This window comes from Cumulibacter manganitolerans (genome assembly GCF_009602465.1).
Lineage (GTDB): Bacteria > Actinomycetota > Actinomycetes > Mycobacteriales > Antricoccaceae > Cumulibacter > Cumulibacter manganitolerans.
The window spans coordinates 40395-66765 of record NZ_WBKP01000003.1; the positions used below are offsets into that span (position 1 = coordinate 40395).

23 protein-coding genes are annotated in these 26371 nt (G+C 68.7%); 18 read left to right on the forward strand and 5 right to left on the reverse strand.

Translation table 11 applies throughout. The annotated features are described in order from the left end of the window. Positions 1–36: 36 nt before the first annotated feature. The 9 genes from atpB to F8A92_RS01725 all read left to right on the forward strand — a co-directional run bounded on the left by atpB (position 37) and on the right by F8A92_RS01725 (position 7703). Positions 37–846, forward strand: a complete 810-nt coding sequence (gene atpB, locus F8A92_RS01685) for a F0F1 ATP synthase subunit A (protein WP_153502814.1) — start codon at positions 37–39, stop codon at positions 844–846. Between the two features lie 83 nt (positions 847–929). Continuing rightward, positions 930–1157: an ATP synthase F0 subunit C gene (gene atpE, locus F8A92_RS01690; RefSeq protein ID WP_153502815.1), complete on the forward strand. Its 228-nt coding sequence runs from the start codon at positions 930–932 to the stop codon at positions 1155–1157. A gap of 71 nt (positions 1158–1228) precedes the next feature. Further along, positions 1229–1846 carry a F0F1 ATP synthase subunit B gene (locus F8A92_RS01695; RefSeq protein ID WP_153502816.1) on the forward strand — a complete coding sequence of 206 codons (618 nt, stop codon included), beginning with the start codon at positions 1229–1231 and terminating at the stop codon, positions 1844–1846. Positions 1847–1866: 20 nt separating this feature from the next. Further along, a complete protein-coding gene (locus F8A92_RS01700; RefSeq protein ID WP_153502817.1) occupies positions 1867–2685 on the forward strand; it encodes a F0F1 ATP synthase subunit delta in 819 nt (272 codons plus the stop codon). A gap of 39 nt (positions 2686–2724) precedes the next feature. After that, positions 2725–4362, forward strand: a complete 1638-nt coding sequence (gene atpA / locus F8A92_RS01705; RefSeq protein ID WP_153502818.1) for a F0F1 ATP synthase subunit alpha — start codon at positions 2725–2727, stop codon at positions 4360–4362. Between the two features lie 9 nt (positions 4363–4371). Continuing rightward, a complete protein-coding gene (locus F8A92_RS01710) occupies positions 4372–5325 on the forward strand; it encodes a F0F1 ATP synthase subunit gamma (RefSeq protein WP_153502819.1) in 954 nt (317 codons plus the stop codon). Between the two features lies 1 nt (position 5326). Further along, positions 5327–6775, forward strand: a complete 1449-nt coding sequence (atpD, locus tag F8A92_RS01715; protein ID WP_153502820.1) for a F0F1 ATP synthase subunit beta — start codon at positions 5327–5329, stop codon at positions 6773–6775. A gap of 33 nt (positions 6776–6808) precedes the next feature. Further along, positions 6809–7198, forward strand: coding sequence for a F0F1 ATP synthase subunit epsilon (locus F8A92_RS01720; RefSeq protein ID WP_153502821.1), 390 nt, complete (start codon positions 6809–6811; stop codon positions 7196–7198). A gap of 79 nt (positions 7199–7277) precedes the next feature. Beyond that, the gene (locus tag F8A92_RS01725; RefSeq protein ID WP_194291320.1) at positions 7278–7703 is read left to right on the forward strand and encodes a DUF2550 domain-containing protein; all 426 of its coding nucleotides are present in this window, start codon (positions 7278–7280) and stop codon (positions 7701–7703) included. Between the two features lie 24 nt (positions 7704–7727). Here F8A92_RS01725 and F8A92_RS01730 read toward each other — a convergent pair whose 3' ends face one another. After that, positions 7728–8312, reverse strand: coding sequence for a cob(I)yrinic acid a,c-diamide adenosyltransferase (locus F8A92_RS01730; protein WP_153502823.1), 585 nt, complete (start codon positions 8310–8312; stop codon positions 7728–7730). Positions 8313–8348: 36 nt separating this feature from the next. Between F8A92_RS01730 and murA the strand changes: the two genes are divergently transcribed. Then, positions 8349–9623 carry a UDP-N-acetylglucosamine 1-carboxyvinyltransferase gene (gene murA, locus F8A92_RS01735; RefSeq protein ID WP_153502824.1) on the forward strand — a complete coding sequence of 425 codons (1275 nt, stop codon included), beginning with the start codon at positions 8349–8351 and terminating at the stop codon, positions 9621–9623. Between the two features lie 39 nt (positions 9624–9662). Continuing rightward, positions 9663–10655: a malate dehydrogenase gene (locus F8A92_RS01740; protein ID WP_153502825.1), complete on the forward strand. Its 993-nt coding sequence runs from the start codon at positions 9663–9665 to the stop codon at positions 10653–10655. Positions 10656–10829: 174 nt separating this feature from the next. On the opposite strand, the gene F8A92_RS01745 is transcribed toward F8A92_RS01740, so the two are convergent. Next, a complete protein-coding gene (locus F8A92_RS01745; protein WP_153502826.1) occupies positions 10830–11291 on the reverse strand; it encodes a MaoC family dehydratase in 462 nt (153 codons plus the stop codon). Between the two features lie 150 nt (positions 11292–11441). Between F8A92_RS01745 and F8A92_RS01750 the strand changes: the two genes are divergently transcribed. The 3 genes from F8A92_RS01750 to F8A92_RS01760 are packed head-to-tail and all read left to right on the forward strand — an operon-like array spanning position 11442 to position 16689. Beyond that, positions 11442–13448: a protein meaA gene (locus tag F8A92_RS01750; RefSeq protein WP_153502827.1), complete on the forward strand. Its 2007-nt coding sequence runs from the start codon at positions 11442–11444 to the stop codon at positions 13446–13448. Next, positions 13448–14893, forward strand: a complete 1446-nt coding sequence (locus F8A92_RS01755) for an ABC-F family ATP-binding cassette domain-containing protein (RefSeq protein ID WP_153502828.1) — start codon at positions 13448–13450, stop codon at positions 14891–14893. The genes F8A92_RS01750 and F8A92_RS01755 overlap by 1 nt, the downstream gene beginning before the upstream one ends. A gap of 53 nt (positions 14894–14946) precedes the next feature. After that, a complete protein-coding gene (locus F8A92_RS01760; RefSeq protein ID WP_228389113.1) occupies positions 14947–16689 on the forward strand; it encodes an ABC-F family ATP-binding cassette domain-containing protein in 1743 nt (580 codons plus the stop codon). Here the strand turns inward: F8A92_RS01760 and F8A92_RS01765 are convergent. Continuing rightward, the gene (locus F8A92_RS01765) at positions 16686–17054 is read right to left on the reverse strand and encodes a sulfate permease (protein ID WP_153502830.1); all 369 of its coding nucleotides are present in this window, start codon (positions 17052–17054) and stop codon (positions 16686–16688) included. The two genes, F8A92_RS01760 and F8A92_RS01765, sit on opposite strands and share 4 nt — an antisense overlap. Positions 17055–17274: 220 nt before the next feature. On the opposite strand from F8A92_RS01765, the gene dprA reads away from it, so the two are divergent. Then, the gene (gene dprA / locus F8A92_RS01770) at positions 17275–18270 is read left to right on the forward strand and encodes a DNA-processing protein DprA (protein ID WP_228389114.1); all 996 of its coding nucleotides are present in this window, start codon (positions 17275–17277) and stop codon (positions 18268–18270) included. Positions 18271–18292: 22 nt separating this feature from the next. Here dprA and mobF read toward each other — a convergent pair whose 3' ends face one another. Beyond that, a complete protein-coding gene (gene mobF / locus F8A92_RS01775; protein WP_153502831.1) occupies positions 18293–21838 on the reverse strand; it encodes a MobF family relaxase in 3546 nt (1181 codons plus the stop codon). Between the two features lie 337 nt (positions 21839–22175). On the opposite strand from mobF, the gene F8A92_RS01780 reads away from it, so the two are divergent. After that, entirely contained in the window at positions 22176–23282 is a 1107-nt protein-coding gene (locus F8A92_RS01780; protein WP_153502832.1) for a DNA cytosine methyltransferase, read from the forward strand. A 97-nt stretch (positions 23283–23379) separates the two neighbouring features. On the opposite strand, the gene F8A92_RS01785 is transcribed toward F8A92_RS01780, so the two are convergent. Then, positions 23380–23901: a DUF6611 family protein gene (locus F8A92_RS01785; protein WP_153502833.1), complete on the reverse strand. Its 522-nt coding sequence runs from the start codon at positions 23899–23901 to the stop codon at positions 23380–23382. A 651-nt stretch (positions 23902–24552) separates the two neighbouring features. On the opposite strand from F8A92_RS01785, the gene kdpF reads away from it, so the two are divergent. After that, entirely contained in the window at positions 24553–24642 is a 90-nt protein-coding gene (kdpF, locus tag F8A92_RS01790; RefSeq protein ID WP_081793236.1) for a K(+)-transporting ATPase subunit F, read from the forward strand. After that, positions 24642–26315: a potassium-transporting ATPase subunit KdpA gene (gene kdpA / locus F8A92_RS01795; protein WP_153502834.1), complete on the forward strand. Its 1674-nt coding sequence runs from the start codon at positions 24642–24644 to the stop codon at positions 26313–26315. Before kdpF ends, kdpA begins: the two co-directional genes overlap by 1 nt. Positions 26316–26371 lie beyond the last annotated feature (56 nt).

A 26371-nucleotide genomic window follows, 5' to 3' on the forward strand; every position in this document is an offset into this window, starting at 1 on the left:
ACTACGACACGCTTCAGGCGGTGAAAGGAGATCAGATTGATCGCCGCGGTCCTGGCGGAGAAGCCATACCCGGGGTTTGAAGCTCCTAATCCGAGCCACGAGTTCAACCCGCCGGCGCTGGCGCAGTGGAACCTCTTCGGCATCGATTTCGAGATCACCCGCATCACCTTGATCAACTGGGTCGCCGTGCTGGTGGTGCTCGGGTTCTTCATCGCCGCCTCGCGCAAGCCGAAGGTGGTGCCCTCGCGGCTGCAGTTCGCCGGCGAGTCGGTGTACGGCTTCGTGCGCGGCAGCATCGCCCGCGACGTGATCGGTCCGGAGGGCATCCGGTTCGCGCCGTACCTGGCGACCTTCTTCGTCTTCATCCTGGCCAACAACGTGATGGGCATCATCCCGTTCGCGCAGGTCGCCCCGACGGCGAAGTTCGCCCTCCCGCTCTTCCTCGCGTTGATCGTCTACGTCTGGTACATCGGCGTCGGCATCAAGCGCCAGGGCCTGGTCACCTACTTCAAGAACCTGGCGTACATCCCGGGCGTCCCGTGGCCGCTGCACATCCTGCTGATCCCGATCGAGATCTTCTCCAAGCTGCTGTCGCGCCCGTTCACGCTCGCCGTCCGTCTGTTCGCGAACATGTTCGCCGGCCACCTGCTGCTGGTCGTGTTCGCCCTCGGCGGCATCTACATGGCCTCGCAGCCGCACCTCACCCTGAAGCTGCTCTCGCCGTTCTCGTTCGTCCTGGCGATCGCGATGACGTTCTTCGAGCTGCTCGTCGAGTTCCTACAGGCCTACGTCTTCACCCTGCTGACCGCAACGTATCTGCAGGAGTCGACCAGCGGCGGGCACTGAGCCTGACGCGACCGCACACCCCGCTTCACCCACCAACCGCGTTCGAGTGACAGGCACTCGAGCACCTTAGAAGGAGACACCACATGGTTGACGTCCTTGCCGCAGTTTCTGGCAACCTGGGCGCCGTTGCCTATGGCCTGGCCGCGATCGGCCCGGGCATCGGCGTAGGTATCGTGTTCGCCGCGTACATCCAGGCGACCGCCCGCCAGCCCGAGTCGGCGAGCATGACCCGCACCTACCTGTTCATGGGCTTCGCGCTGTCCGAGGCGCTCGCGCTGATCGGCTTCGTCGTTCCGTTCATCTTCAGCTAGTCGGTCGAGAAGATTTCGACTGACCAACATGCCCCGTCGGTACTCGCCGGCGGGCCAGGAGATGGGACGACATGAACACGACGTTCATTGCTGCGGAGTCGACCAACCCGCTGATTCCACCAGTCGGTGAGATCATCATCGGGCTGATCGCCTTCGCGATCCTCGCCTTCATTCTGATCAAGTTCGTGTGGCCGGCTTTCGAGAAGTCGTACGCCGCGCGGGCCGAGGCGATCGAAGGCGGCATCGCGCGTGCCGAGGCGGCGCAGCGCGAGGCCAAGGCCGCGCTGGACAAGTACAACGCGCAGCTCGCCGGGGCCCGTCAGGAGGCGGCGCAGATCCGCGAGGACGCGCGCGCCGAGGGACAGAAGATCCTCGACGACATGCGTGCCCAGGCGCAGACCGAGTCCGAGCGCATCGTGGCGCGCGGCGACGAGCAGCTGCAGGCGCAGCGCAGCCAGGTCGTCGGCGAGCTTCGCCAGCAGGTCGGCGCGCTGTCGGTCAACCTGGCCAGCCGCATCGTCGGCGAGTCGCTGCAGGACGACGCCCGTACGGCGGCGACCGTGGAGCGCTTCCTCGCCGACCTGGAGAAGGTCGCGGGGCCCGACGGCGCCGCGCGCACCCAGCCCGCGGGCTCGGGCGCGCCTGCTGCGGGCCAGCAGCCGCTGTTCGGCACCGAGCAGGGAGAGTAGGCACCGTGGTACCGGCATTGATGCAGGCAACGAGCCGTGAGTCGCTCGCGCGGCTCCGGGATCGTCTGGAGCAGATCGCCGGGGGGCTCGATCCGCAGGCGTCGCTCGCGACGTCCCGCGAGCTCGCCGCGGTGGCCGCCCTGCTCGGCAAGGAGCCCGCGGTGCGCCGCGCGCTGTCCGACCCGTCGGCCAGCGAGAGCAGCCGCACCGAGCTGGCCGGGCGGCTGTTCGCCCACCAGGTCGGTGAGACCGCCCTCGGGCTGGTCGTCGCGGCGGCCACCTCGGCGTGGTCGAACGCCGGTGACCTGGTCGACGGGTTGACCGACCTGTCGCACCAGGCGGCCTTCATCAGTGCGGAGCAGGACGGCTCGTTCGGCTCGGTCGAGGAGGAGGTCTTCCGCTTCGGCCGCGCGCTGGATGCGAACGGTGCGCTCGAGCAGGCGCTGTCGGACCAGTCGGCGCCGCTGGAGAACCGCCAGCGGCTGCTCGGCGAGCTGATCGACGGCAAGGCCGGCCCGATCAGCGCGCAGCTGCTGCACGACGTGCTCGCCAACCCGCGGGCCCGCTCGGTGTACAACTCGGTACAGGGGCTGGTCGAGGACGCGGCGGCTCGCCGCCGGCGCTCGGTCGCGATCGTCACCTCGCCCATCGCGCTGAGCGATGATCAGGAGCGGCGGCTCGTGGCGAGCCTGTCGCGCATCTACGGACGCGAGATCTCCGTGTCGGTCGACGTCGACGGCAGCGTTCTCGGTGGCCTGCGGGTGCAGGTCGGCGACGACGTGATCGACGGGTCGGTCGCCGGACGGCTCGACGACATCCAGCGCCGGTTCGCTGGCTAGAAATCTTCGAAATACCAACGAGAGCAGGGACAAGAAACCATGGCGGAGTTGACGATCTCGTCAGACGAGATCCGTAGCGCCCTAGACAGCTACGTCTCGTCGTACACGACCGACGTCTCACGCGAAGAAGTCGGCACGGTCGTCCAGACGATGGACGGCATCGCCCAGGTCGAGGGTCTGCCCTCGGCGATGACCAACGAGCTGCTGGAGTTCCCCGGCGGCATCCTGGGTGTCGCGCTGAACCTCGAGGCCCGCCACATCGGTGCCGTCATCCTCGGTGAGTCCGACAAGATCGAGCAGGGCCAGCAGGTCAAGCGCACCGGTCGCGTCCTGTCGGTGCCGGTCGGCGACAACTTCCTCGGCCGCGTGATCGATCCCCTCGGCAAGCCGATCGACGGCCTCGGCGAGATCGCCTCCGACGAGGAGCGCGCCCTCGAGCTGCAGGCGGCCACGGTCGTCCAGCGGCAGCCGGTGAAGGAGCCGCTGCAGACCGGCATCAAGGCGATCGACGCCATGACGCCGATCGGCCGCGGCCAGCGCCAGCTGATCATCGGCGACCGCAAGACCGGCAAGACCGCGGTCTGCGTCGACACGATCATCAACCAGAAGTCCGCCTGGGAGACCGGCGACCCGAAGCAGCAGGTGCGCTGCATCTACGTCGCGGTCGGCCAGAAGGGCTCGACCATCTCCGGTGTCCGCACGGCCCTCGAGGAGGCCGGCGCGATGGAGTACACCACGATCGTGGCGGCCCCCGCGTCCGACTCGGCCGGCTTCAAGTGGCTCGCGCCGTACACCGGCTCGACCCTCGGCCAGCACTGGATGTACCAGGGCAAGCACGTCCTGATCATCTTCGACGACCTGACCAAGCAGGCCGAGGCGTACCGCGCCATCTCGCTGCTGCTGCGCCGCCCGCCGGGCCGCGAGGCGTACCCGGGAGACGTCTTCTACTTGCACTCGCGGCTGCTCGAGCGCTGCGCGAAGCTGTCCGACGAGCTCGGCGGCGGCTCGATGACCGGCCTGCCGATCATCGAGACCAAGGCCAACGACGTCTCGGCGTACATCCCGACCAACGTCATCTCGATCACCGACGGCCAGTGCTTCCTGCAGTCCGACCTGTTCAACAACGGCGTCCGCCCGGCGATCAACGTCGGTATCTCGGTCTCCCGCGTGGGTGGCTCGGCGCAGGTCAAGGCGATGCGCACCGTCTCCGGCTCGCTGCGTCTGGACCTGTCGCAGTTCCGTGAGCTCGAGGCCTTCTCGGCCTTCGCCTCGGACCTCGATGCCGCCTCCAAGGCGACCCTGGACCGCGGTGCCCGCCTGGTCGAGCTGCTCAAGCAGCCGCAGTACTCGCCGTTCTCGGTCGAGGAGCAGGTCGTCTCGATCTACCTCGGCACCAAGGGCCACCTGGACATCGTCCCGATCGAGGACGTGCGCCGCTTCGAGTCCGAGTTCCTGGACTTCGTCCGTCACCAGCACCCCGCGATCATGGGCTCGATCGCCGAGACCAAGCAGCTCTCGGACGACGCCGCCAACGAGATCGAGACGGCGGTCAAGGAGTTCCAGCAGCGCTTCACCACCACCAGCGGTGAGCGGCTGATCAACGAGGCTCCGGCGCACTCGATGGACGCCGACCAGGTCGGCCAGGAGAAGGTCACCGTCTACAAGGCAAAGAAGTAGGCCTAGGACATGCCAGCATCCATCCGCGATCTTCGGCGTCGAATCTCCTCGGTGAACTCGACGAAGAAGATCACCCGCGCCCAGGAGCTGATCGCCACCACGCGCATCGGCAAGGCACAGGCGAAGGCGCAGGCGGCCCAGCCGTACAGCAACGAGATGACGCGAGTCATGTCGGCGCTGGCCGGGTCCGCCGCGCTGGATCACCCGCTGCTGAAGGAGCGGGAGAATCCCAAGCGTGCCGCGGTCATCGTCGTGACCGCCGATCGTGGCCTGTGCGGTGGCTACAACTCCAACGCAATCAAGACCGCCGAAGAGCTCATGGCGCTGCTGCGCGACCAGGGCAAGCAGCCTGTGCTGTTCGTCAGCGGACGTCGCGGGGTCACCTACTACAGCTTCCGTGACCGGGAGATCGCCGACTCGTGGACCGGCTTCTCCGAGCGTCCGTCGTACGACGACGCGAAGGCGGTCGCCGAGCGGCTGATCGAGGGCTTCCTCGCGGGTGCCGACGACGACGGTGACGGTCCCGGCGCCGACGGCGTCGTCGGGTACGACGAGATCCACCTCGTCTACACGCAGTTCAAGTCGATGCTCTCCCAGGTGCCCACGGCCACCCGGATCGCGCCGCTCGAGGTCGAGTACGCCGAGTACGACGAGGACCAGCGGGAGCAGAACAAGGACAAGATCCCGCCGGCGTACGAGTTCGAGCCCAGCGCGACCACGCTGATGGACGCGATGCTGCCGAAGTACATCACCACGCGGATCTTCTCGGCGATGCTCGAGTCGTCGGCGTCGGAGTCGGCGGCGCGGCGCGCCGCCATGAAGTCGGCCACCGACAACGCCAGCGAGCTCATCAAGAACCTCACCCGCGAGGCCAACCAGGCCCGTCAGGCTCAGATTACCCAGGAAATCAGCGAGATCGTCGGCGGCGCCGACGCGCTCGCCTCCGCAGGAAGTGATGATTGATATGACCGCAACAACTGAAGCTCCCGCGGCCGAAAAGGCCGGCGGCGCAGCCGACGGTCGCGTCGTCCGGGTCATCGGCCCGGTCGTCGACGTGGAGTTCCCGCGCGGCTCCGTCCCGCCGCTGTTCAACGCGCTGCACTGCGGCATCGAGCTCGCTGCGATGAAGAAGACGCTGACCCTCGAGGTCGCGCAGCACCTCGGCGACAACATGATCCGCGCGATCTCCATGCAGCCCACCGACGGCCTGGTGCGCGGCGCGATCGTCTCGGACACCGGTTCGGCCATCTCGGTGCCGGTCGGCGACCAGGTCAAGGGCCACGTCTTCAACGCGCTCGGCCAGTGCCTGGACGCGCCGGACCTGCAGTTCAGCGGCGACCGCTGGGGCATCCACCGCAAGGCGCCGGCGTTCGACCAGCTCGAGGGCAAGACCGAGATGCTGGAGACCGGCATCAAGGTCATCGACCTGCTGACCCCGTACGTGCAGGGTGGCAAGATCGGCCTGTTCGGCGGTGCCGGTGTCGGCAAGACCGTCCTCATCCAGGAGATGATCACCCGCGTCGCCAAGAACTTCGGTGGCACGTCGGTGTTCGCCGGCGTCGGCGAGCGCACCCGCGAGGGCAACGACCTCTTCCTCGAGATGGAGGAGTCCGGCGTCCTCAACGACACCGCGCTCGTGTTCGGCCAGATGGACGAGCCGCCGGGCACCCGCATGCGCGTCGCGCTCTCGGCACTGACCATGGCGGAGTACTTCCGCGATGAGCAGAACCAGGACGTGCTGCTGTTCATCGACAACATCTTCCGCTTCACCCAGGCGGGCTCCGAGGTCTCCACGCTGCTCGGCCGCATGCCGTCCGCGGTGGGCTACCAGCCGACCCTGGCCGACGAGATGGGCGAGCTGCAGGAGCGCATCACCTCGACCCGCGGCCGTTCGATCACCTCGATGCAGGCGATCTACGTCCCCGCGGACGACTACACCGATCCCGCGCCGGCGACCACCTTCGCGCACCTGGATGCCACGACCGAGCTCTCCCGCCCGATCTCGCAGAAGGGCATCTACCCCGCGGTGGACCCGCTCACCTCGACCTCGCGCATCCTCGACCCGGCGATCGTCGGTGACGAGCACTACCGCGTGGCGCAGGAGATCAAGCGGATCCTGCAGCGCTACCAGGAGCTGCAGGACATCATCGCGATCCTCGGCATCGACGAGCTCGGCGAGGAGGACAAGGTCCTCGTGGGCCGCGCCCGCCGCATCGAGCGCTTCCTCTCGCAGAACCTCCTGGTCGCCGAGCAGTTCACCGGTCAGCAGGGGTCGGTCGTACCGCTCGCGGAGACGATCGACGCGTTCGGCCGGCTGGCCAAGGGCGAGTTCGACCACCTGCCCGAGCAGGCGTTCTTCCTGTGCGGCGGCATCGATGACCTCGAGGCCAACGCCAAGAAGCTCGCCAAGTAACCACCGCACGCACGCAGGAAGGAGGGCCGGCACATGTCACTGCACGTGGAGCTGGTTGCCGTCGAGCGGCTGCTGTGGTCGGGTGAGGCCGACATGGTCATCGCCCGGACGACCGAGGGCGAGCTGGGTATTCTGCCCGGGCACGCCCCGGTGCTGGGCGAGCTCGCCGAGCCGGGCCTGGTGAAGATCAACCGGGCCGGGGGAGAGGGCACGCTCATCGCCGCGGTACACGGCGGGTTCCTGTCGGTCAGCGACAAGGGCGTGTCGATCCTGGCCGAGTTCGCCGAGCTCTCGGACGAGATCGATGTCGAGCGCGCTCGCGCCGCGCTCGAGCGGGCCGAGGGCGGAGCCGAGGACGACGACGCGTCGGCGAAGGCGCGCGCCCAGTCGCGGCTGATGGCCGCGGAGCACGCGCGGGCCTGAGCAACATGAACAACAACGACGTCGCACCCAGGATCTGGGTGCGACGTCGTCTATCACCTGGCGAAAGTGGGTGGGCCTGGTGCATCTCGCAGGCTGGCTGATCGTGCTGGTCGCCCTCGTGGTGATCGCGGTGGGCACGTTCCTCTATCGGCGTCGCCGGATCCTCATCCTGCGCGGCGCGATCGAGATGTCGGTGCACCGCGGCCGCGGGCTGCGCGGCGGCTGGGTGCTCGGGGTGGCCCGGTTCACCGACGAGCACCTGGAGTGGTACCGGCTCACGTCGTTCCGCGCCGGGCCGTCGCTGCGCATCAGCCGCCGCGACACGGAGATCAGCGCACGGCACGAGCCCGACGAGCGGGACGCCGTGTGGATGCCGCCGGAGTCCGTGGTGCTGCACCTGCAGACGACGTCGGGGGAGCAGATCGTCGCGGTCCGCAAGAGTGCCGTGACCGGCCTGCTGTCGTGGTGGGAGTCCGCGCCCCCGCGCTGGATGCGCACGCGGTAGCGCGGACTGCGTCCCGTCCGGTGCTCAGACCTGGCGGTCGCCGCCGGGCACCCATTTCACGTCGCCGTCCGGGTTGGCGTAGCGGCCGGCGATGAACAGCAGGTCCGAGAGCCGGTTGAGGTACTTGGCGGTCAACGGGCTGATGTCGTCGTACCGCTCGATCGCCGCCCACGTCGCGCGCTCCGCCCGCCGGGTCACCGTGCGCGCGAGGTGCAGATAGGCGGCCGCGTTGGTGCCGCCGGGCAGGATGAAGCTGTCGAGCTTGGACAGGCCCTCCTGGAGCTCGTCGCACCATGCCTCGAGGCGATCGACGTAGTCCGCCTCCACGCGCAACGGCGGGTACTTCGGGTTCTCCTGGTACGGCGTGCACAGGTCCGCACCCACGTCGAACAGGTCGTTCTGCACGTGCCGCAGGATCACCCGAAGGCGATCGGAGACGTCGGGCGCGCACATGGGCGCGAGCACCAGGCCGATCACGCTGTTGGCCTCGTCGCAGTCGGCGTAGGCCTCCAGGCGCGGGTCGGTCTTGCTGATCCGGGAGAAGTCCCCGAGTCCGGTGGTGCCGGCGTCGCCGGTGCGGGTGTAGATCTTCGTCAGGTGAACGGCCATACCGTCGAGATTACCGGTGCTCACTAGGATGGCCGGATGGAGATCTTTCGCGTCACCGGCGGCGTCCGCCTCGCCGGCGAGGTCTTCGTGGGTGGGGCCAAGAACAGCGTGCTGAAGCTGATGGCGGCGGCCCTGCTGGCCGAGGGGGAGACCTGCCTGACGAACGTGCCGGACATCCTCGACGTGACGATCATGAGCGAGGTGCTCCGGCGGCTCGGCTGCACCGTCGTCCGAGACGGCGACGCGATGCGCATCGACGTCCCCGGGCGGACGTCCACCGAGACCGACTACAGCCTGGTGCGCCGGATGCGCGCGTCGGTGGCGGTGCTCGGTCCGCTGGTGGCCCGCTACGGGCACGCCAAGGTGGCGATGCCCGGCGGTGACGCGATCGGCATGCGCGGGCTGGACATGCACATCAACGGCCTCGTCGCGCTCGGCGCGGAGGTGCGCAGCGAGCACGGGTACCTCATCGCGTCGGCGAGCCGGCTGCGCGGCGCGCACGTCACCTTCGACTTCCCCAGCGTCGGGGCGACCGAGAACGTGCTGATGGCGGCGGTGCTCGCCGACGGCGACACGGTGATCGACAACGCCGCGCGGGAGCCGGAGATCGTCGACCTCGTGGAGATGCTGCAGTCGATGGGGGCGCAGATCTCCGGAGCGGGCGGCTCGACCCTGCGCGTCACCGGCGTCCGCGGCCTGCGGCCGACGGCGCACCACACCGTCCCGGACCGGATCGTCGCCGGCACCTGGGCGATCGCGGCGGTGATGACCCGCGGCGACGTCCGCGTGCGCGGCGCCCGCCCGCAGCACCTCGAGCGGGTACTGCAGCGGCTCGGCGACATGGGTGCGAGCGTGCGGCACGAGTCCGACGGGTTCTCGGTGTCCATCGATCGGCGTCCGACGGCCCGCAACATCGTGACCCTGCCGTACCCGGGGTTCCCGACCGATCTGCAGCCCATGGCCATCGCGCTCGGCGCGGTCGCGGACGGCGCGTCGACGCTCACCGAGAACGTCTTCGAGGGGCGCTTCATGTTCGTCAACGAGCTGATCCGGCTCGGCGCGAACATCCAGGTCGACGGGCACCACTGCGCGATCGCCGGCATCGAGCGGCTCTCGAGCGCCCCTGTGGAGGCGACGGACATCCGCGCGGGCGCCGGCCTGGTGCTCGCCGGCCTCGTGGCGGACGGCACGACCGAGGTCGGCCACGTCGCGCACATCGACCGGGGCTACCCCGGGTTCGAGGCCAGCCTGCGCGGGCTGGGGGCGAGCATCGAACGGGTCAGCGTCCCCGACCTGTACCTGTCCGAGTAGTCTCGGGGGAATCCAGACCCCCACTTCGAAAGGCAGATCGTGACGACCTCTCCCGTCAAGGTTGCCGTCACCGGCGCCGCCGGTCAGATCGGCTACAGCCTCCTCTTCCGCATCGCATCGGGCGCACTGTTCGGTGCCGACACCCCGGTGGAGCTGCGACTGCTCGAGATCACGCCGGCGCTGAAGGCTCTCGAGGGCGTCGTCATGGAGCTCGACGACTGCGCCTTCCCCACGCTGGCCAAGGTCGAGATCGGCGACGACCCGAACAAGGTCTTCGACGGCGTCAACCACGCGCTCCTGGTCGGCGCGCGGCCGCGCGGACCGGGCATGGAGCGCGGTGACCTCCTCGAGGCCAACGGCGGCATCTTCGCCCCGCAGGGCAAGGCCCTGAACGAGGTCGCCGCGGACGACGTGCACATCACCGTCACCGGCAACCCGGCCAACACCAACGCGCTGATCGCGATGAACAACGCGCCGGACATCCCGGACACCCGGTTCTCCGCGCTCACCCGGCTCGATCACAACCGCGCGATCTCGCAGCTGGCCGCGAAGCTCGGCGTCCCGGTCACCGAGATCAAGAAGATGACGATCTGGGGCAACCACTCGGCCACCCAGTACCCCGACCTGTTCCACGCCGAGGTCTCGGGCAAGAACGCCGCCGAGACGGTCGGTGACCAGGACTGGCTCGCCGGCACGTTCATCCCCACCGTCGCCAAGCACGGCGCGGCGATCATCGACGCGCGCGGCGCGTCGTCCGCCGCCTCCGCGGCGTCCGCCACCATCGACCACGCCCGCGACTGGGCGCTCGGGTCGGCCCAGGACGACTGGGTCTCCATGGCGGTCGCCTCCGACGGCTCGTACGGCGTCCCGGAGGGCCTGATCTCCTCGTTCCCCGTCGTGTGCAAGAACGGCGAGTACCAGATCGTCCAGGGCCTGGACATCGACGAGTTCTCCCGCGGCAAGATCGACGCGTCCGTCAAGGAGCTCGAGGAGGAGCGCGAGGCGGTTCGCGGCCTCGGGCTCATCAAGTAACCTGCAGCACCGAGAAGCGCCCCACCGGGATCCGGTGGGGCGCTTCTTCGTGCTGGTTGGCGGCATTTTCGGCCTGCGACGTCTCGGCGCGCTCGGCCTCGCTCGTGCCTCGCTCGCCTCGTCTTGCTCGACGACCGCTGACGAGCCTGCGCTCCTCGCGCTTCGCGCTCGTCGCTACGGCACTACAACTGACAGCATGCGGGCGATGCACACGGGCTTCTCCACGCCCTCGGCCTCGATGGTCCAGTCCCAGGACGCGCGGCTGCCCATGGCGATGTCGGTGACCTCGGCGAGCGTCGCACTGGCGCGCAGCTTCGAGCCGACCGGTACCGGATGCGGGAAGCGGACCTTGTCGCAGCCGTAGTTCACGCCCATCTTCACGCCGTCGACGCGGGTCAGCTGCGAGCCGAACATCGGGATCAGCGACAGCGTCATGAAGCCGTGCGCGATCGTCGTCTTGAACGGACCCTGCTTGGCCTTCTCGACATCGACGTGGATCCACTGGTGGTCGCCGGTCGCGTCAGCGAACTGGTTCACCGCCTCCTGGGTGACCTGGAACCAGTCGGTCGGGCCGAACGTGTTGCCGACGTTCGCCTTCAGATCGTCGATGCCGGTGAAAACCTTGACCTCTGCCATGAGTGACTCCTCGTCAGGTGGGTCGCCCGGGCTTGTCGGGCGCTTGCTGTGAGGTTATCCATAGCCGAATCCGATTCGGAAGGCGGTCTGAGATGTGGCACCGCGGTACGGCTGAAATACAGTTAGCGCAATCTGTCTCTGGAGGTCCCCATGCCGTACCCATCGAACGACGACCGTGACCGCCCGTGGGTGATGCGCACCTACGCCGGGCACTCGTCGGCCAGCGCATCGAACGAGCTGTACCGCCGCAACCTGGCCAAGGGCCAGACGGGGCTGTCGGTGGCCTTCGACCTTCCGACGCAGACCGGCTACGACCCCGACGACCAGCTGGCCCGGGGCGAGGTCGGGCGGGTCGGCGTCCCGGTCAGCCACCTCGGTGACATGCGCGCCCTGTTCGAGCAGATCCCGCTCGAGCAGATGAACACCTCGATGACGATCAACGCCACGGCGATGTGGCTGCTCGCGCTGTACCAGGTGGTGGCCGAGGAGCAGGGCGCCGACATCAGCAAGCTCGCCGGCACGACCCAGAACGACATCGTCAAGGAATACCTCTCCCGCGGCACCTACGTGTTCCCGCCGGCGCCGTCGATGCGGCTGATCACCGACATGGTCGCCTACACGGTGCACACCATGCCGAAGTTCAACCCGATCAACATCTGCTCCTACCACCTGCAGGAGGCCGGGGCGACGCCGGTGCAGGAGGTCGCGTTCGCGATGAGCACCGCGATCGCCGTCCTCGACGCGGTCCGCGACTCCGGCCAGGTCTCCGAGCAGGACTTCGGCAAGGTCGTCGGGCGCATCTCGTTCTTCGTCAACGCCGGCGTCCGGTTCGTCGAGGAGATGAGCAAGATGCGCGCCTTCAACCGGCTCTGGGACGAGATCACCCGCGAGCGGTACGGCGTCGAGGACCCCAAGATGCGCCGCTTCCGGTACGGCGTCCAGGTCAACTCCCTCGGCCTCACCGAGGCGCAGCCGGAGAACAACGTGCAGCGGATCGTGCTGGAGATGCTGGGCGTGACGCTGTCCAAGGACGCCCGCGCGCGAGCCATCCAGCTGCCGGCCTGGAACGAGGCGCTCGGGCTGCCGCGGCCGTGGGACCAGCAGTGGGCGCTGCGCATGCAGCAGGTGCTGGCCTACGAGTCGGACCTGCTGGAGTACGAGGACATCTTCGAGGGCTCGAAGGTGATCGAGGCCAAGGTGGCGTCGATCGTCGACGGCGCCAAGGAGCTCATGGCGCAGATCGAGGACGCCGGCGGCGCGGTCGCCGCGGTCGAGTCCGGGTTCATGAAGGGCGCGCTGGTCGACTCGCTGGCCTCCCGCCGCGCCCGGATCGAGTCCGGCGAGGACATCATCGTCGGCGTCAACAAGTACGACTCCACCGAGCCCAGCCCGCTGACCGACGAGTCGCAGGAAGCGATCATGACCGTCGACGCCGGCGTGGAGAAGGCCGCGGCGGACGCCGTCCGCGCCTGGCGTGCCGGGCGCGACAACGCGCGGGTGGACGCCGCCCTCGCGGCACTGCACGAGGCGGCCAAGGGCAGCGACAACCTGATGGCGGCGACCCTGGAGTGCGCGCGCGCCGGAGTCACGACGGGCGAGTGGTCGCGGGTGCTGCGCGAGGAGTTCGGCGAGTTCCGCGCCCCGACCGGCGTGTCGGCGGCCAGTGCCGCGGGCGAGGCGGGGGAGGCGCTGCAGCGGGTCCGGCAGCGGGTCGCCGGACTCGGTGACCGGATGGGACGCCGGCTGAAGATGCTGGTCGGCAAGCCGGGTCTGGACGGGCACTCCAACGGCGCCGAGCAGATCGCGGTCCGGGCGCGCGACGCCGGCTTCGAGGTGATCTACCAGGGCATCCGGCTCACCCCCGAGCAGATCGTCGCGGCCGCCGTGGAGGAGGACGTGCACGTCGTCGGCCTGTCGGTGCTCTCCGGCTCGCACCTCGAGGTGGTGCCCGCCGTGCTCGCCGGGCTGCGTGAGAACGGCATGGACGACGTCCCGGTCGTGGTCGGCGGCATCATCCCCGACGACGACGCGCGCGCTCTCACCGAGCTCGGGGTCGCGAAGGTCTTCACCCCCAAGGACTACGAGCTCAACGACATCATGAGCACGATCGTCGACATCGTCGAGCAGTCCGCCGGCGAGCTCGCGGCCTCCTCGTAGTGGCCGGCCAGGTCAACCTCGACCAGGTCGTCGTCCAGTTCGACGTCACGCCCGTGCTGCGGGGCGTCTCGGCGGGGATCGAGGACGGCGATCGGATCGGCGTCGTCGGGCTCAACGGCGCCGGAAAGTCGACGCTGCTGGAGGTCGTCGGTTGCCGTCGCGCCCCGGACTCCGGTCGCGTGTCGTGGCGCTCGGGCCTGCACGTCGCCGAGGTCGGGCAGAGCGACGACTTCGCCGACAGCACGACCATCCGCGAGCTCGTGGTGCCCGGCAGCGCGGGCGCCGAGCACGAGTGGGCCGCCGACCCGCGGGCTCGGCGGGTCGTCGAGGGGCTGGGCCTGCTGCGGCTCGGCCTGGACCGAGCGGTCGGCGAGCTGTCCGGCGGCGAGCGACGTCGGGTCGGGCTGGCCGCGGCGCTGGTCGCGGACGTCGACCTGCTGATCCTCGACGAGCCGACCAACCACCTCGACATCGAGGGCGTGCAGTGGCTGGCGCAGTACCTCGACGGATTCAGCGGGGCCGTCCTCGTCGTCACCCACGACCGGTGGTTCCTGGACACCGTGTGCACGCGCACCTGGGAGGTCGTGAACGGCCAGATCCACACCTACGAGGGTGGCTACGCCGACTGGGTGTTCGCCCGGGCCGAACGGCAGCGGGTCGCCGATGTGGTGGAGGAGCGGCGCCGCAACCTCGCCAAGAAGGAGCTCGCCTGGCTGCGTCGGGGAGCGCCGGCGCGGACCTCCAAGCCGCGGTTCCGCATCGAGGCGGCCAACGCCGTCATCGCCGACGTGCCGCCGCCGCGGGACAAGGTGCAGCTCGTCGCGACCGCCACCTCGCGGATGGGCAAGACGGTCGTCGACCTCGTCGACGCGACGGTCGCGTTCGGCGACCGTCGGGTGCTCGACCGGGTGACCTGGCGCCTCGCACCCGGCGGCCGCTACGGCATCCTCGGGCCGAACGGCGCGGGGAAGTCGACGCTGCTGCGTACGCTGATCGGCGAGCAGGAGCTCACCGGCGGCTCGCGGGAGATCGGCGCGACGGTGCGGGTCGGGCACCTGTCGCAGAATCTCGCCGAGCTCAACCCCGAGCACCGGATGATCGAGTCCGTCTCCGAGCATGCATCCCTGATCCGCATCGGCGACAAGGACCTCACCGGCGGCCAGCTGCTCGAGCGGTTCGGCTTCCCCGCCGCCACCCACAAGCGCTTCGTGCGGGATCTCTCCGGCGGCCAGCGGCGCCGCCTGCAGATGGTGCGCACCCTGATGCACGAGCCCAACCTGCTGGTGCTCGACGAGCCCAACACTCAGGAACCGTATGTGGTTCGGACACCTTCATTCTACCGCTCCGAGGGGCGGTCATGGGGTGCTTGCCGCACCCGTGCCGCGCATCGTGTCGCGCGGCCGAGGCATCCTGGCCGGACTTCGCGGAAGGCCGGTGCGCGGTAGTGGCTGCGCCATTGGTGGTGGGGGAAGCCCTGCACTTGGAGTATCCGACGCGAGTGGTGTTCGACTCGGTGACGGTCGGCGTCGAGGAAGGCGATCGCGTCGGGATCGTGGGTCGCAACGGTGACGGCAAGTCGAGCCTGCTGGGGATGCTCAGCGGCTTGATCGAGCCGCAGGCGGGCCGAGTGACGCGGCGAGGCGGGGTGCGCTTCGGGGTGCTGTCGCAGTCTGACGACCTCGACTCCGCTGCGACGGTCGCCGGGTCGATCGTCGGTGACCGGCCGGAGCACGAGTGGGCCGGCGACGCCAAGGTCCGCGACGTGATCGGCGGGCTGGTCGCTGATCTGCCGTGGGAGGCGAGGATCGGCGAGCTGAGCGGCGGGCAGCGTCGCCGGGTCGCGCTGGCCGCGCTGCTGATCGGCGAGTGGGATGTCATTGCTTTTGATGAGCCGACGAACCATCTCGACGTCGAGGGCATCGCCTGGCTGGCCGGACACCTGCGGAACCGCTGGGCCAAGAACTCGGGCGGCCTGCTGGTCGTCACTCACGACCGCTGGTTCCTCGATGAGGTCTGCACCGAGACGTGGGAGGTGCACGACGGGACCGTGGAGCCGTTCGAGGGCGGCTACGCGGCCTACGTGCTGCAACGGGTCGAACGGGACCGGATCAACGCCGCCACCGAGGCCAAACGACAGAACCTCATGCGTAAGGAGCTGGCGTGGCTACGCCGGGGAGCCCCGGCTCGCACGTCCAAGCCGAAGTTCCGCATCGACGCCGCCAACCAACTGATCGAGGACGTGCCCCCGGTTCGTAACCCGATCGAGCTGCAACGCCTCGCCGTCGCCCGCCTGGGCAAGCAGGTGGTCGATCTGGAAGGCGCGGGCGTGCGCTACGGCGACCGCGACGTGCTACGCGAGGTGACCTGGCGGCTCGCCCCCGGCGAGCGGACCGGGATACTCGGCGCGAACGGGAGCGGCAAGTCCACGCTGCTCGGTTTGATCGCCGGAACCGTGCAGCCCACGTCGGGCCGGATCAAGACGGGCAAGACGGTGCGGCTCGGCCTGCTCGACCAGCATTTCTCCCAGCTCGCGGACATCGGCGGCGACCGGGTGCGCGAAGTGCTGGCCCGCACGCAGACGACGTTCGCGATCGACGGCAAAGACCTCACGCCGGCGCAACTGCTGGAACGCCTCGGCTTCGCCCGCCCGCACCTCTCCACGAGGGTCGCCGAGCTGTCGGGCGGTCAGAAGCGGCGGCTACAACTCCTGCTCCTGCTGCTGAACGAACCTAACCTCATCGCTCTCGATGAACCTGCGAACGACGTTGACGCGGACATGCTGGCCGCGATGGAGGACCTGCTGGACTCGTGGCCGGGAACTCTGATCGTCGTGTCTCACGATCGCTACATGCTGGAACGGGTCACCGACCAGCAGTACGCCATTCTTGATGGACGCTTGCGGCACCTGCCCGGCGGGGTGGACGAGTACCTGCGGCTGCGGCGCGAGCAGTCGTCATCGCGCACGAGTAGTCCGATCACTCCGACGGCCGGCGACGAGGGTGCGGGCGTGTCCGGACTCTCCGGTGCCGAACGACGCACCGCGCAGAAGGAAGTCGCCTCGATCGAACGCCGTCTCGACAAGCTCCACGCCGAGGTGAAGACCCTGCACCAGCGCATGGCCGACCATGACCAGAACGACTACGAGGGTCTACAGAGGCTCGCGGACAACCTGCGCGCCGTCGAGGACGAGACGGCCGAACTCGAAGAACGTTGGCTGGAACTCTCTGACCTGATTGATTAGGCCAGTCTCTCGGCGTAGTCCTCGGGGAGCACGGCGGCGTGCCTGGACTCGCGTCGCTGACGCCGTTCCTGTGCTCGGACGGTGAGAAGCACGATGAGGCTGACGGGTCCGATCCAGAAGAACTTGAGGGCGTTCCACGCGAACAGCAGGACTAGCAGGTAGAGCCAGCCAGGGCCGCCACGGTCGATGATCGTGTAGCAGATCGCCGTGGCGAAGTAGTAGCCGCCGCCCAGGGTCAGCATGGCGGGGATGCCCCACTTCAAGCCTCGGCGGCGGTAGCGGATCGCGCCGAGCAGCAGATTCGTGGGCGCGTGCTGGAACCAGCCGTAGCCTCGTGCGCTCAGGTTCATGGATGTGCGGAGCATTGCGGGCCTCTTTCGTCGTCATAGCGCGACGGGTATCCGTCGTGGAGGCGGCTATGAACCGAGTGCCCGCGATGGGCCGTCCCGAAGGACCCGCGTAGTTTGCTGAACCTGCCTCGCTACCGAGTCTACGACTGACTCGCGACAGAGGGAACCCCGGCGGCAGGCGGGCGTGTACCTCGTCGGTGACCTTGGAGCGGAAGGGACACCGATCATGGCGACGTTGGCGGAGCAGGTGCAGGGTGAGCGGATGGCGCGGATCGCGTTGTCGATGATCGCCGAACCGAACGACTCGACCACCGGGTACGTCCTCACCCGTCACGGCGGGGTCGAGACGCTGCGGCTGATCGAGTCCGACGACGAGGTGCCCGGCCTGGCACGGGCTGACGTGCTGATGTGGCGCGAACGGCTGGCGGCGCGGGTCATGCCCGGCCTGCCGGACCAGCTAGCGCAGGCGGAGCGGCACGGGTTCGGCACGCTCATCCCGGCCGACAAGGAATGGCCCGCCGGTCTGAACGACCTGGGCGAGCGCGCGCCGTACCTGCTGTGGACGCGGGGCGCGGCTTCGTTCTTGACGACGGCGCTGAGCGATCGGGCCACGATCACGGGCGCTCGAGCTGCGACTTCCTATGGCGAGCAGGTCGCGGGCGAGCTGGCGGCGGGTCTGGCCGATGAGGAACGGGTCGTCGTCTCCGGTGGCGCCTACGGGATCGAGGGTGCCGCGCACAAGAGCGTGCTCGCCGCGAGCGGTCAGACGATCGCGGTCCTGGCGAACGGGTTGGATCGCCCCCACCCGGCCGGGCACAGCGAGTTGCTGAACCGGATCGGAGATGTCGGGCTGCTGGTCAGTGAGCTGCCGCCCGGAGCCGCGCCGACCAGGCACAGGTTCCTGTCCCGCAACCGCCTGCTGGCGGCGCTCTCCGGTGCGACCGTGATCCCCGAGGCCGGTCCCCGGTCCGGGTCGATGACTACCGTGCTCGCCGCACGCGAACTCGGCCGGGGCGTCGGCGCGGTGCCCGGCCCGGTGACCAGCGTGGCGAGCGCGGGGCCGAACGAACTCATCAAGCAAGGCTTCGCCTCACTCGTCACTCAGCCAAGCGACGTGATCGACCTACTCGACGCCGATAGGACCCCGGACCGGACTGTGACGCGGCCCGAGGTCGGACGCGAGTTCGGGCACCGGCACCCGTCGCCGGGCACGCCGGGGCGCTCTCTCTGACGGCCGCCCTCGCTGGACGGGCTCACAAGCTCGGTGCGGGGCGTGATGTGGTCGCTGGCCGCACCGCATCAGCCGTCGCGCCTTCGTGAGCGATCGCCTGGGCGCGGTTGAGGGCGGCGCGGGCGCGGATGGCGTCGATCTTCTGGCTGGTGCTCTCCGGCGTCGGGCCGAGCGGGGTCCGGTCGTCGGTGATGCCGTAGCGGTCGCGGTAGGCGGCGACGCTGCGGGCGGCGCGCCACCATGTCGCCTTCTGCTTCTCGCCCCTCGGTGCCGTGCCGAGGTCGGCTGTCCACGATTCCTCATCGGTGAGGGAGCCACGGAGGATGGCGTCGGCGCGAGCCTCGATCAGCTCGCGGCGCTCGTCCAGGGCTTGCCGCATGTCCTCGGCCATCTGCCCGCCGGCGTGCGGGATCAGTCCGACGATCAGCCTCGGAGCCTTCCGGGTGCGGCCTGACCCAGCGGGTCGAGCGGTGGCGCGCGCGACGCGGGCGTGCAGGACGGAGGCGATGTCGTCGGCATCGTCCAGACTCCGCGCCGCCACCAGCCGCGGGAGCAGCGCATCGAGGTCGTGGTGGTTGGCCTCGGCGTGACGCAGCTCGGCCGACAGCGCGCCGTAGGCGTCGGAGCCGAGCACGTCTTCGATCTGCTCGACGGTGAGCCCGGACGCGGCGAGCAAGGTCGCCCAGCGGTCGTGCTGGGCGGCTTGCGCGATGGTGTCGTACTCGGCCGCGAGTTGGGCGATCGAGCCCCAGCGGTCTTGCTCGGCGGCGATCGTCTCGTGCGCGGACAGCTCGGCGCCGATGTGCTGCAGAACGCCGTAGAGGATCGAGCGGGCGGTGATGTTCGGGTTGTCGCCGGGATGTGGCACCGCGTGTTCGACGTCTTCTCGGTCGACGGCGACGTAGGCGTGGTTGCTGTGGGCGCCGCGGGTCATGGAGACGTAGAAGTTCTCCCGCGTGGTGGTGGCGGTGACAACCGCGTGCGCGGTGTCGGTGGTCACGCCCTGGGCGCGGTGCGCGGTGATCGCGTAGCCGAGGTCCAGGTGCTCGGCCACGTAGTCGGCCGGCAGGACGATCCCGCCGCCGAACCTGCGTCCGGCCGGGCGGACGCTGACCGACCCGTCCTCCCGAACCCCGGTGACGATCCAGCGGGAGCCGTTGCGGACCCACGTCTTGCCGTTACGGAGCCGCCGGTCGTTCTCGCGGGTGATGACCAGATCGCCCTCCGAGACCGCGGTGCCGTCGCGCAGCGGCAGTTCGCGGGTGGGATTAACGGTGCCGTCGATGATCCGATCCGCCCGCGCCCTGGCGTTCAGCTCGGTGACGGTCGCGTGGGTCTCGGTGACCAGGATCGACGCGCGCCCGGCGGCAAGATCACGTCGCCATGCGGTGTAGGCGGCGTCGATCATCGCTTCCTCATCGCCCCCGGTGACCCGGCCGTGCTCGATCAGGGTGTCGATCGCCTCGGCGCGTCCGTGGCGGAGCTGGAGCGAGGTGGTCTTCTCCCACTCGTTGGTGAAGCGGTGCAGATCGGTCAGCTCGGGGGCGTCGTCGCGATCGTGCACGAGCATCGCGAAGCTGCCGCCGGCGCCGGGTGATTGGAGCTGGCCCCAGTCGCCGACCAGGAGGACCTTCGCGCCGGCCTTCTCGGCTTCACGGGTGAGCCGATCCAGCGACATCGTTCCGGCCAGGCTTGCCTCGTCGATGATGACGAGCTGCCCGGCCGTGAACGTAGTCCCGTACATGATGTGGTTCTGCCACCACTTCGCCGTGTTCTCGGTAGCGATGCCGAGGTCATCGGCAAGGACCTGCGCGGCGACCGCCGAGGGGGCGAGCCCGATCACCGAGCCGGCGCCGTGCTCCTTCTCCCACGCCCGCCGGAGCCCGTTCATCGCTGTCGTCTTTCCGGCCCCAGCCGGACCGACCAGCACGTCCACGACACGACCGGAGACCGCGATCGCGGCAAGGGCCGCGGCCTGATCCTCGCCGAGCACCCGGCCGCGCGCGTCGGGCCTGCGGGCGATCCTCTCGACCGTCTCCAACGGCACCACCGGCCCGGAGGTGTCAGCGGCGCGTGTCAGGAGTCGGTCTTCGGCAGCCAGCAGGGCTTCGGATGAGAACAGGGTCGAGGCGTGCGGCCGGAACCGGGAGGTGCCGTCCACGCGGCGGAACTGCAACGGGCTCGACGCCAGCTCCGGCGGCGTCAGCCGCAGCGAAGCGTGCTCGGCGGCATCGACCACGAGCCCGGTGATCGCCTCCCGGTCCTGGATGCTGGCCAACCGCAACCCCATCAACTGCCGGGATGCTTCGGCGTGCAGGTTCCAGCGGGTCCAGGTCGAACGCTTCTCACCGACCGTCTCCATCACGGTCTGTCCGACTTCGTGCACCACATCCAAAGGCACGTCGTCGGCGCGCAGGACCCGCCGTGGCGCCTGTGCGTTCGTCGCGGCGAGGGTGCGCGCCCAGCCGTTCGCGTCTCGGCGCAGCACCCGGCTGGCGCGCTGTCGCCACTCGGCGGTGAGGTCGGCCAGCGAGCGGACCTGCTTCTCCGGCCTCGTGGCGAGCGTCGCCTGCGCCCGCAGTTTCAGCACCGTTCGCGCAGACGGCTGCCTGCCGTGCTTGGCGACGTACTCCGCGATGAGGCGGTCTTTCTCGGCCTCGATGTGCCGGGACCGGGTGGAGAACTCGGCCACGAGCTCGTCGGGCACACCCTCGATTTCCCAGGCCGGGTTCCGATCCCTGCCACGTTCGCGGGCCTCCCACTCGACGCCGAGGACGCGGGTGAGCTGGTCGGCCAGAGCGGCGTTGTAGAGCTCGGAGACCGCGACGACCACCGCGTGCATCGGGCGGCCCGCGAGGGTCCGCCAACGCCCGTCCTGCACGGTCAGGACCTTGTTGCTGATGACGACGTGGGTGTGCAACTGCGGGTCGCCGGCGCGGCTGTCGTAGTGATCGAACGCCGCGGCCACGACTCCGGCGACATCGACGTGCGCAACCGCGCCGTCCGGGCCGGTTGCACCGACCCGTGTTGCGGCAACCTCGCGTTCGAGGAACGCAACCAGCTCTGCAACCGCCGCATGATGGGCGTCCGCGATCAACGCTTGGGTGCCGGCGTCCGCAACCGCCCAGATCGTGGAGACCGACTTCGGCACACTGAACGTGAAGTCATAGCCCGCTACCGCGCGGCGGGTGCCGCGCTCGGCTTCCTCCGCCTCGATCGCAGCCACTTCCTGCGCCCGAGTCGCCGGCCCCAACTCGGGATCGAGGGCGTCCACGCGCTGCTTGATCCGCTCTCCGATTGACGCGAACTGCTGGTAGGCGCGGCCCAGCGGATCGCCCGTAATCGGGTCATGGCCCATCCCAACCAACAGCGCGAGCTGAGCTTCCGAGACCTGCCCTCCATCGACCAGCTCGCCGTGCCCGAGCCGACCCAGCCCCGAGCCCATCCAGAAGCCCGGCGGCGTCCCCGCCTCCGCGTAGTAGCGGGTCAACGGCGTGCTCAGGCTCCGGTCGCCGTCGCCCGCAGCGATGGACTTCAACAGGTACTTGTACCCATCGCCCGCGCTCATCACGCGCATCGAAACCGTCACCTCGGCTGCTCCTTCCGGCCCCGCTCGGGAAGCAGGTGAGCCCGCGAGCCCGGTCGCATCAGATGCGACTCAGGACGGCTCGCGCCTCGTCTGAAAGACGTGTGATGGCTCGGGGAGCCGACGGCTGAGGACCAGCGACGCCGCCTGAGCCACGGACTCCGAAGCGCGCCGGGGTGGTGCGCCGAGTGCGGGCATGGCACCGGCGACGAGGCATGGCGGCCGCGGTTCGGAAGGTCGTGCACCTGGTCGCTGACCAGCCCGGCGGTGACCTCGTGCGTGAAGTCCGACCGGGGATCACCCGTCAGCCGGAGCCCTCATGCACGATCCACACGACCGGACTCACCCGCTCAGAGTCGGATCGCTGTTCTCCGGCTACGGCGGGCTCGACCTCGCCGTCGAACACGCCTTGGATACCGAGACGATCTGGTTCTCCGAGAACAACGGGCACGTCTCGCACATCTTCGCCCACCACTGGCCCGACGCCCCCAACCTGGGCGACATCACCACCATCGACTGGCGCACCGTCGAGCCGGTCGATGTTCTCTGCGGAGGCTTCCCCTGCCAGGACGTGTCGACCGTGGGCAAGCGCGCCGGCCTCGCACCCGGCACCCGCTCCGGGCTCTGGTCGTACATGGCCGCCGCGATCGACGCGCTGCAACCCCAGCTCGTCGTCATCGAGAACGTGCGCGGCCTGCTGTCCTCGCCCGCCGTCCGCGAACCCCTGGAAGGAGACGACGATGCACAAAGCAACCCCGACCACGCAACCCCCGGCGATGCAACCCTTCGCGACCTGGAACCCGACCCGTGGGGTCTGGGAGACATTGCAGCTCGACCTCTCCGGGCGGCAGGCGCCGTACTCGGCGATCTGGCCGACCTGCGGTATGACGCGGAATGGATCGGCCTACCAGCGTCCCTTGTCGGCGCTCCTCACCATCGTTTCCGCATCTTCATCGTCGCCCAACGTGATGTTCCGGACCCCGCTCGCAACGGACTCTTCTCGCGGTGGAGAGAGCCTGGATCAGGTACGGGCGCGGCATGGGACGATCGCCTTGTCGCACCAGATCATCGACCTCGCCTTGAACGGACCGGGCGGCTCTCCGAGCAGATGCGACGAGTCGGAGACCTTGTGGACCCTGATCGACGGACTGTTCGACGCTGGGGACGCTACGCCCGAGCCATCGCCCAATGGGAACACGTCACCGGACAGGATGCACCTGCTCCCGCCCTCCTAAACGACGGCAGAGGTCCGCGTCTGGCACCCGCGTTTGTGGAATGGCTCATGGGTCTCGAACCCGGCTGGGTTACCGACCCCGGATACGGGCTCACTCAGAACCAGCAGATTACTGCCCTCGGCAACGGAGTCCTCCCGCTGCAAGCGGTGACCGCTCTGGTCAAGACTGTGCAGCGCGAACATGCTGCGTAGGCGTCAAGGAAGGGTCGGGGGTCGGGTTCATGCGAGCTTGTTTCATTGTCCTTGAATGAGGGCCAAGCGCGGCATGTTCGATGATGGTCATGGCCAGTCAACGTCGTAGTGAGATGGCGGGAATACGGAAGTAGACCTCGGCCCAACGTCGCTCGTATTCGGCCGGCGTCAGGAACTCACTTGTGCGAGCGTTGTCGAGTGCGATCAAGGCCCTGTGGCAGGAAACAAGTAGATCAGGGTTGCCATCAATGGTCGTGCTGGGGGCGGCGCGGAAGTTGATCTCGACCGTAAGTGAACGCGTCTGGTCGCGAAGCCTGCGCGTCAGGCGTCGAGTCACGAGGCCGAATGCGGCGGCAGTTGCAAGGACGCTTGTGAGGAGCGCCCAGCTTGGCAGCCCGTCGATGAGAGCGGCAATCAAGAGTCCGGCTGAGGAGCCGTATGCGGGTGCGATCCGGTCGATGGCGATCAGTCTCCGATCACGGCTCGTCGTGCCAGGAGGATGCACTTCCAGGAAGAAGAGTTGTGTTCCGTGTGCGGGACCGAGCGTGCGGACCGTACCCCAGCGCCTAGTGAGGGTCCTGACTTCCTGGAGCCGGTCGATCATGTCGTGGGTGTTCACGGTCCGGCCGCCTAGACCGCGGCTCGCGGTCCGCTGGGTGAGGTCGCGCAAGCGCCACCCCGCGCCGCAGCCTTTACGCTCATCTCCCCATTGGATCGGGTATCGGAAACCCGCGCCGTATGGACAGCGCGAGGATTCACCCAAGTCCTGTATGCGTTCCGTTAGACCAGATGATCTTCGTCTGTCTCGGCGCCCCATCTCGTGGTTGGTCGCGTGGAACCGCCCGCTGTCCGAATCTCTTTCCGCTCGTCGACGAGCCGGCATGCCAAGGAGAGCCCCTTCACATACGTCAAGCGTGTCCTGTGGGGACTCCGACCGCGACCGACGACGGGAGCCACCGTGGCCGCCGTATGCGCGCTCGGCCGACAGGCCCTTGACATCGCTTGATCTTGATCGTCCGCGTGCGGCCGGGCCCCGACCGTATGGACGCCGCGAGTGTTCGGGCCAATCTCGTATGCGTTCTGTTAGTCCTCGTGATCTTCGCCGTTTGAGGGTGTTGTCTCAGGAGTCGCGTCCCGAAATACGCATGCGGTCATCGCTTGGTGACCGACCTGAGGAACGGAGCTTGCTCGTGCTAGACATCGTGTTCATCGCCGGTGTGATTGGTCTGTTCGCGCTGATCGGTCTGCTCGGTAAGGCGTTGGAGAAGCTGTGATCATCTTCGAGCTGGCCGCTGCGGTGCTCGGTGTCGCGGCCGTCGTCTATCTCGTCTTCGCGCTCATCAAGCCGGAGCGGTTCTGATGGGGTGGCTGTTTGCGATCGCCGCACTGGCGACGGTCGCCTTGTTCCTGGCGGTGGTGCACCGTCCGCTTGGGGACTACATGGCGTGGGTGTACAGCGCCCCCAAGCACTGGAAGATCGAGCGGGGCATCTACCGGCTGATCGGCGTCGACGCCAAGAGCGAGCAGACCTGGCAGGCATACCTGCGGGGGGTGCTGGCGTTCTCCGCGGTGGGTCTGCTGCTGGTGTACGGGCTGCAGCGGCTGCAGTGGTGGCTGCCGTACTCGCTGGGCCTGCCTGCGCCGTCGGAGCACCTGTCGTTCAACACGGCCGCCTCGTTCGTGGGGAACACGAACTGGCAGTCCTACTCGGGTGAGCTGACCCTCGGCTACACGGTGCAGTTCGCAGGCCTTGCCGTGCAGAACTTCGTGTCCGCGGCGGTCGGGATGGCGGTGGCGATCGCCCTCGTGCGCGGCTTCGCGTACCGCCGCAGCGGCACGATCGGCAACTTCTGGACCGATCTGGTGCGCGGCACCATCCGCATCCTGCTGCCGATCGCGGCGATCGGTGCGATCGTGCTGCTCGCCGGCGGGGTGATCCAGAACTTCAACGGCTTCACCGAGGTGAGCACGCTCACCGGGGGCGCCCAGTCGATCCCCGGTGGGCCGGTCGCCTCGCAGGAGGTTATCAAGCTGCTCGGCACCAACGGCGGCGGCTTCTTCAACACCAACTCCGCCCACCCCTTCGAGAACCCGACCGCCTGGACGAACGTCGTCGAGGTGCTGCTCATGCTGGTCATCCCGTTCTCACTGCCGCGCACCTTCGGCCGCCTCGTCGGAGACAAGCGGCAGGGCTACGCGATCCTCGCCGTCATGGGCGTGCTGTTCGTGGCATCCTTCGCGATCCTCACCGCGATCGAGAGCGGAGGGATGGGCACCGCCCCGCAGCTCGCGGGCGGTGCAATGGAGGGCAAGGAGCAACGGTTCGGGATCATCGGCTCGACCCTGTTCTCGACCACCTCCACCGGCACCTCCACCGGCGCGGTGAACGCGATGCACGACTCCTACACCGCGCTGGGCGGCATGATACCGATGCTCAACATGATGCTCGGCGAGGTCGCACCCGGCGGGGTCGGCTCCGGCCTGTACGGGCTGCTGGTTCTGGCGGTGATCGCGGTGTTTGTCGCCGGTCTGCTGATCGGACGCACCCCGGAGTACCTGGGCAAGAAGATCGGGCCACGGGAGATCAAGCTGGCAAGCTTGTACATCCTCGTCATGCCGATCCTCGTGCTTGCCGGTACCGCGCTGAGCTTCGCGATACCCGGCGTCCGGGACGAGGTGACCTCGGTGTCGATCTGGAACCCCGGCGTGCACGGCATGTCGGAGGTGTTGTACGCCTTCACTTCGGCCGCCAACAACAATGGGTCCGCGTTCGCCGGGCTCACTGCGAATACGCCATGGCTGAACGTCACCCTGGGGCTGGCGATCCTGCTGGGCCGATTCGTCCCGATCGTGCTGGTGCTTGCCCTGGCCGGATCGCTTGCCGCGCAGGACAAAGTCCCTGCTACCGCGGGGACCCTGCCGACGCATCGGCCTCAGTTCATCGGTCTGCTGACCGTCGTCACGGTGCTGGTTACCGCTTTGACCTTCTTCCCCGTTCTCACGCTGGGTCCCCTGGCGGAAGGGCTGCTCTGAATCATGTCCACAACAACTTCATCCGTCCACAGCTCATCTGCCGGCAGCTCGTCCGC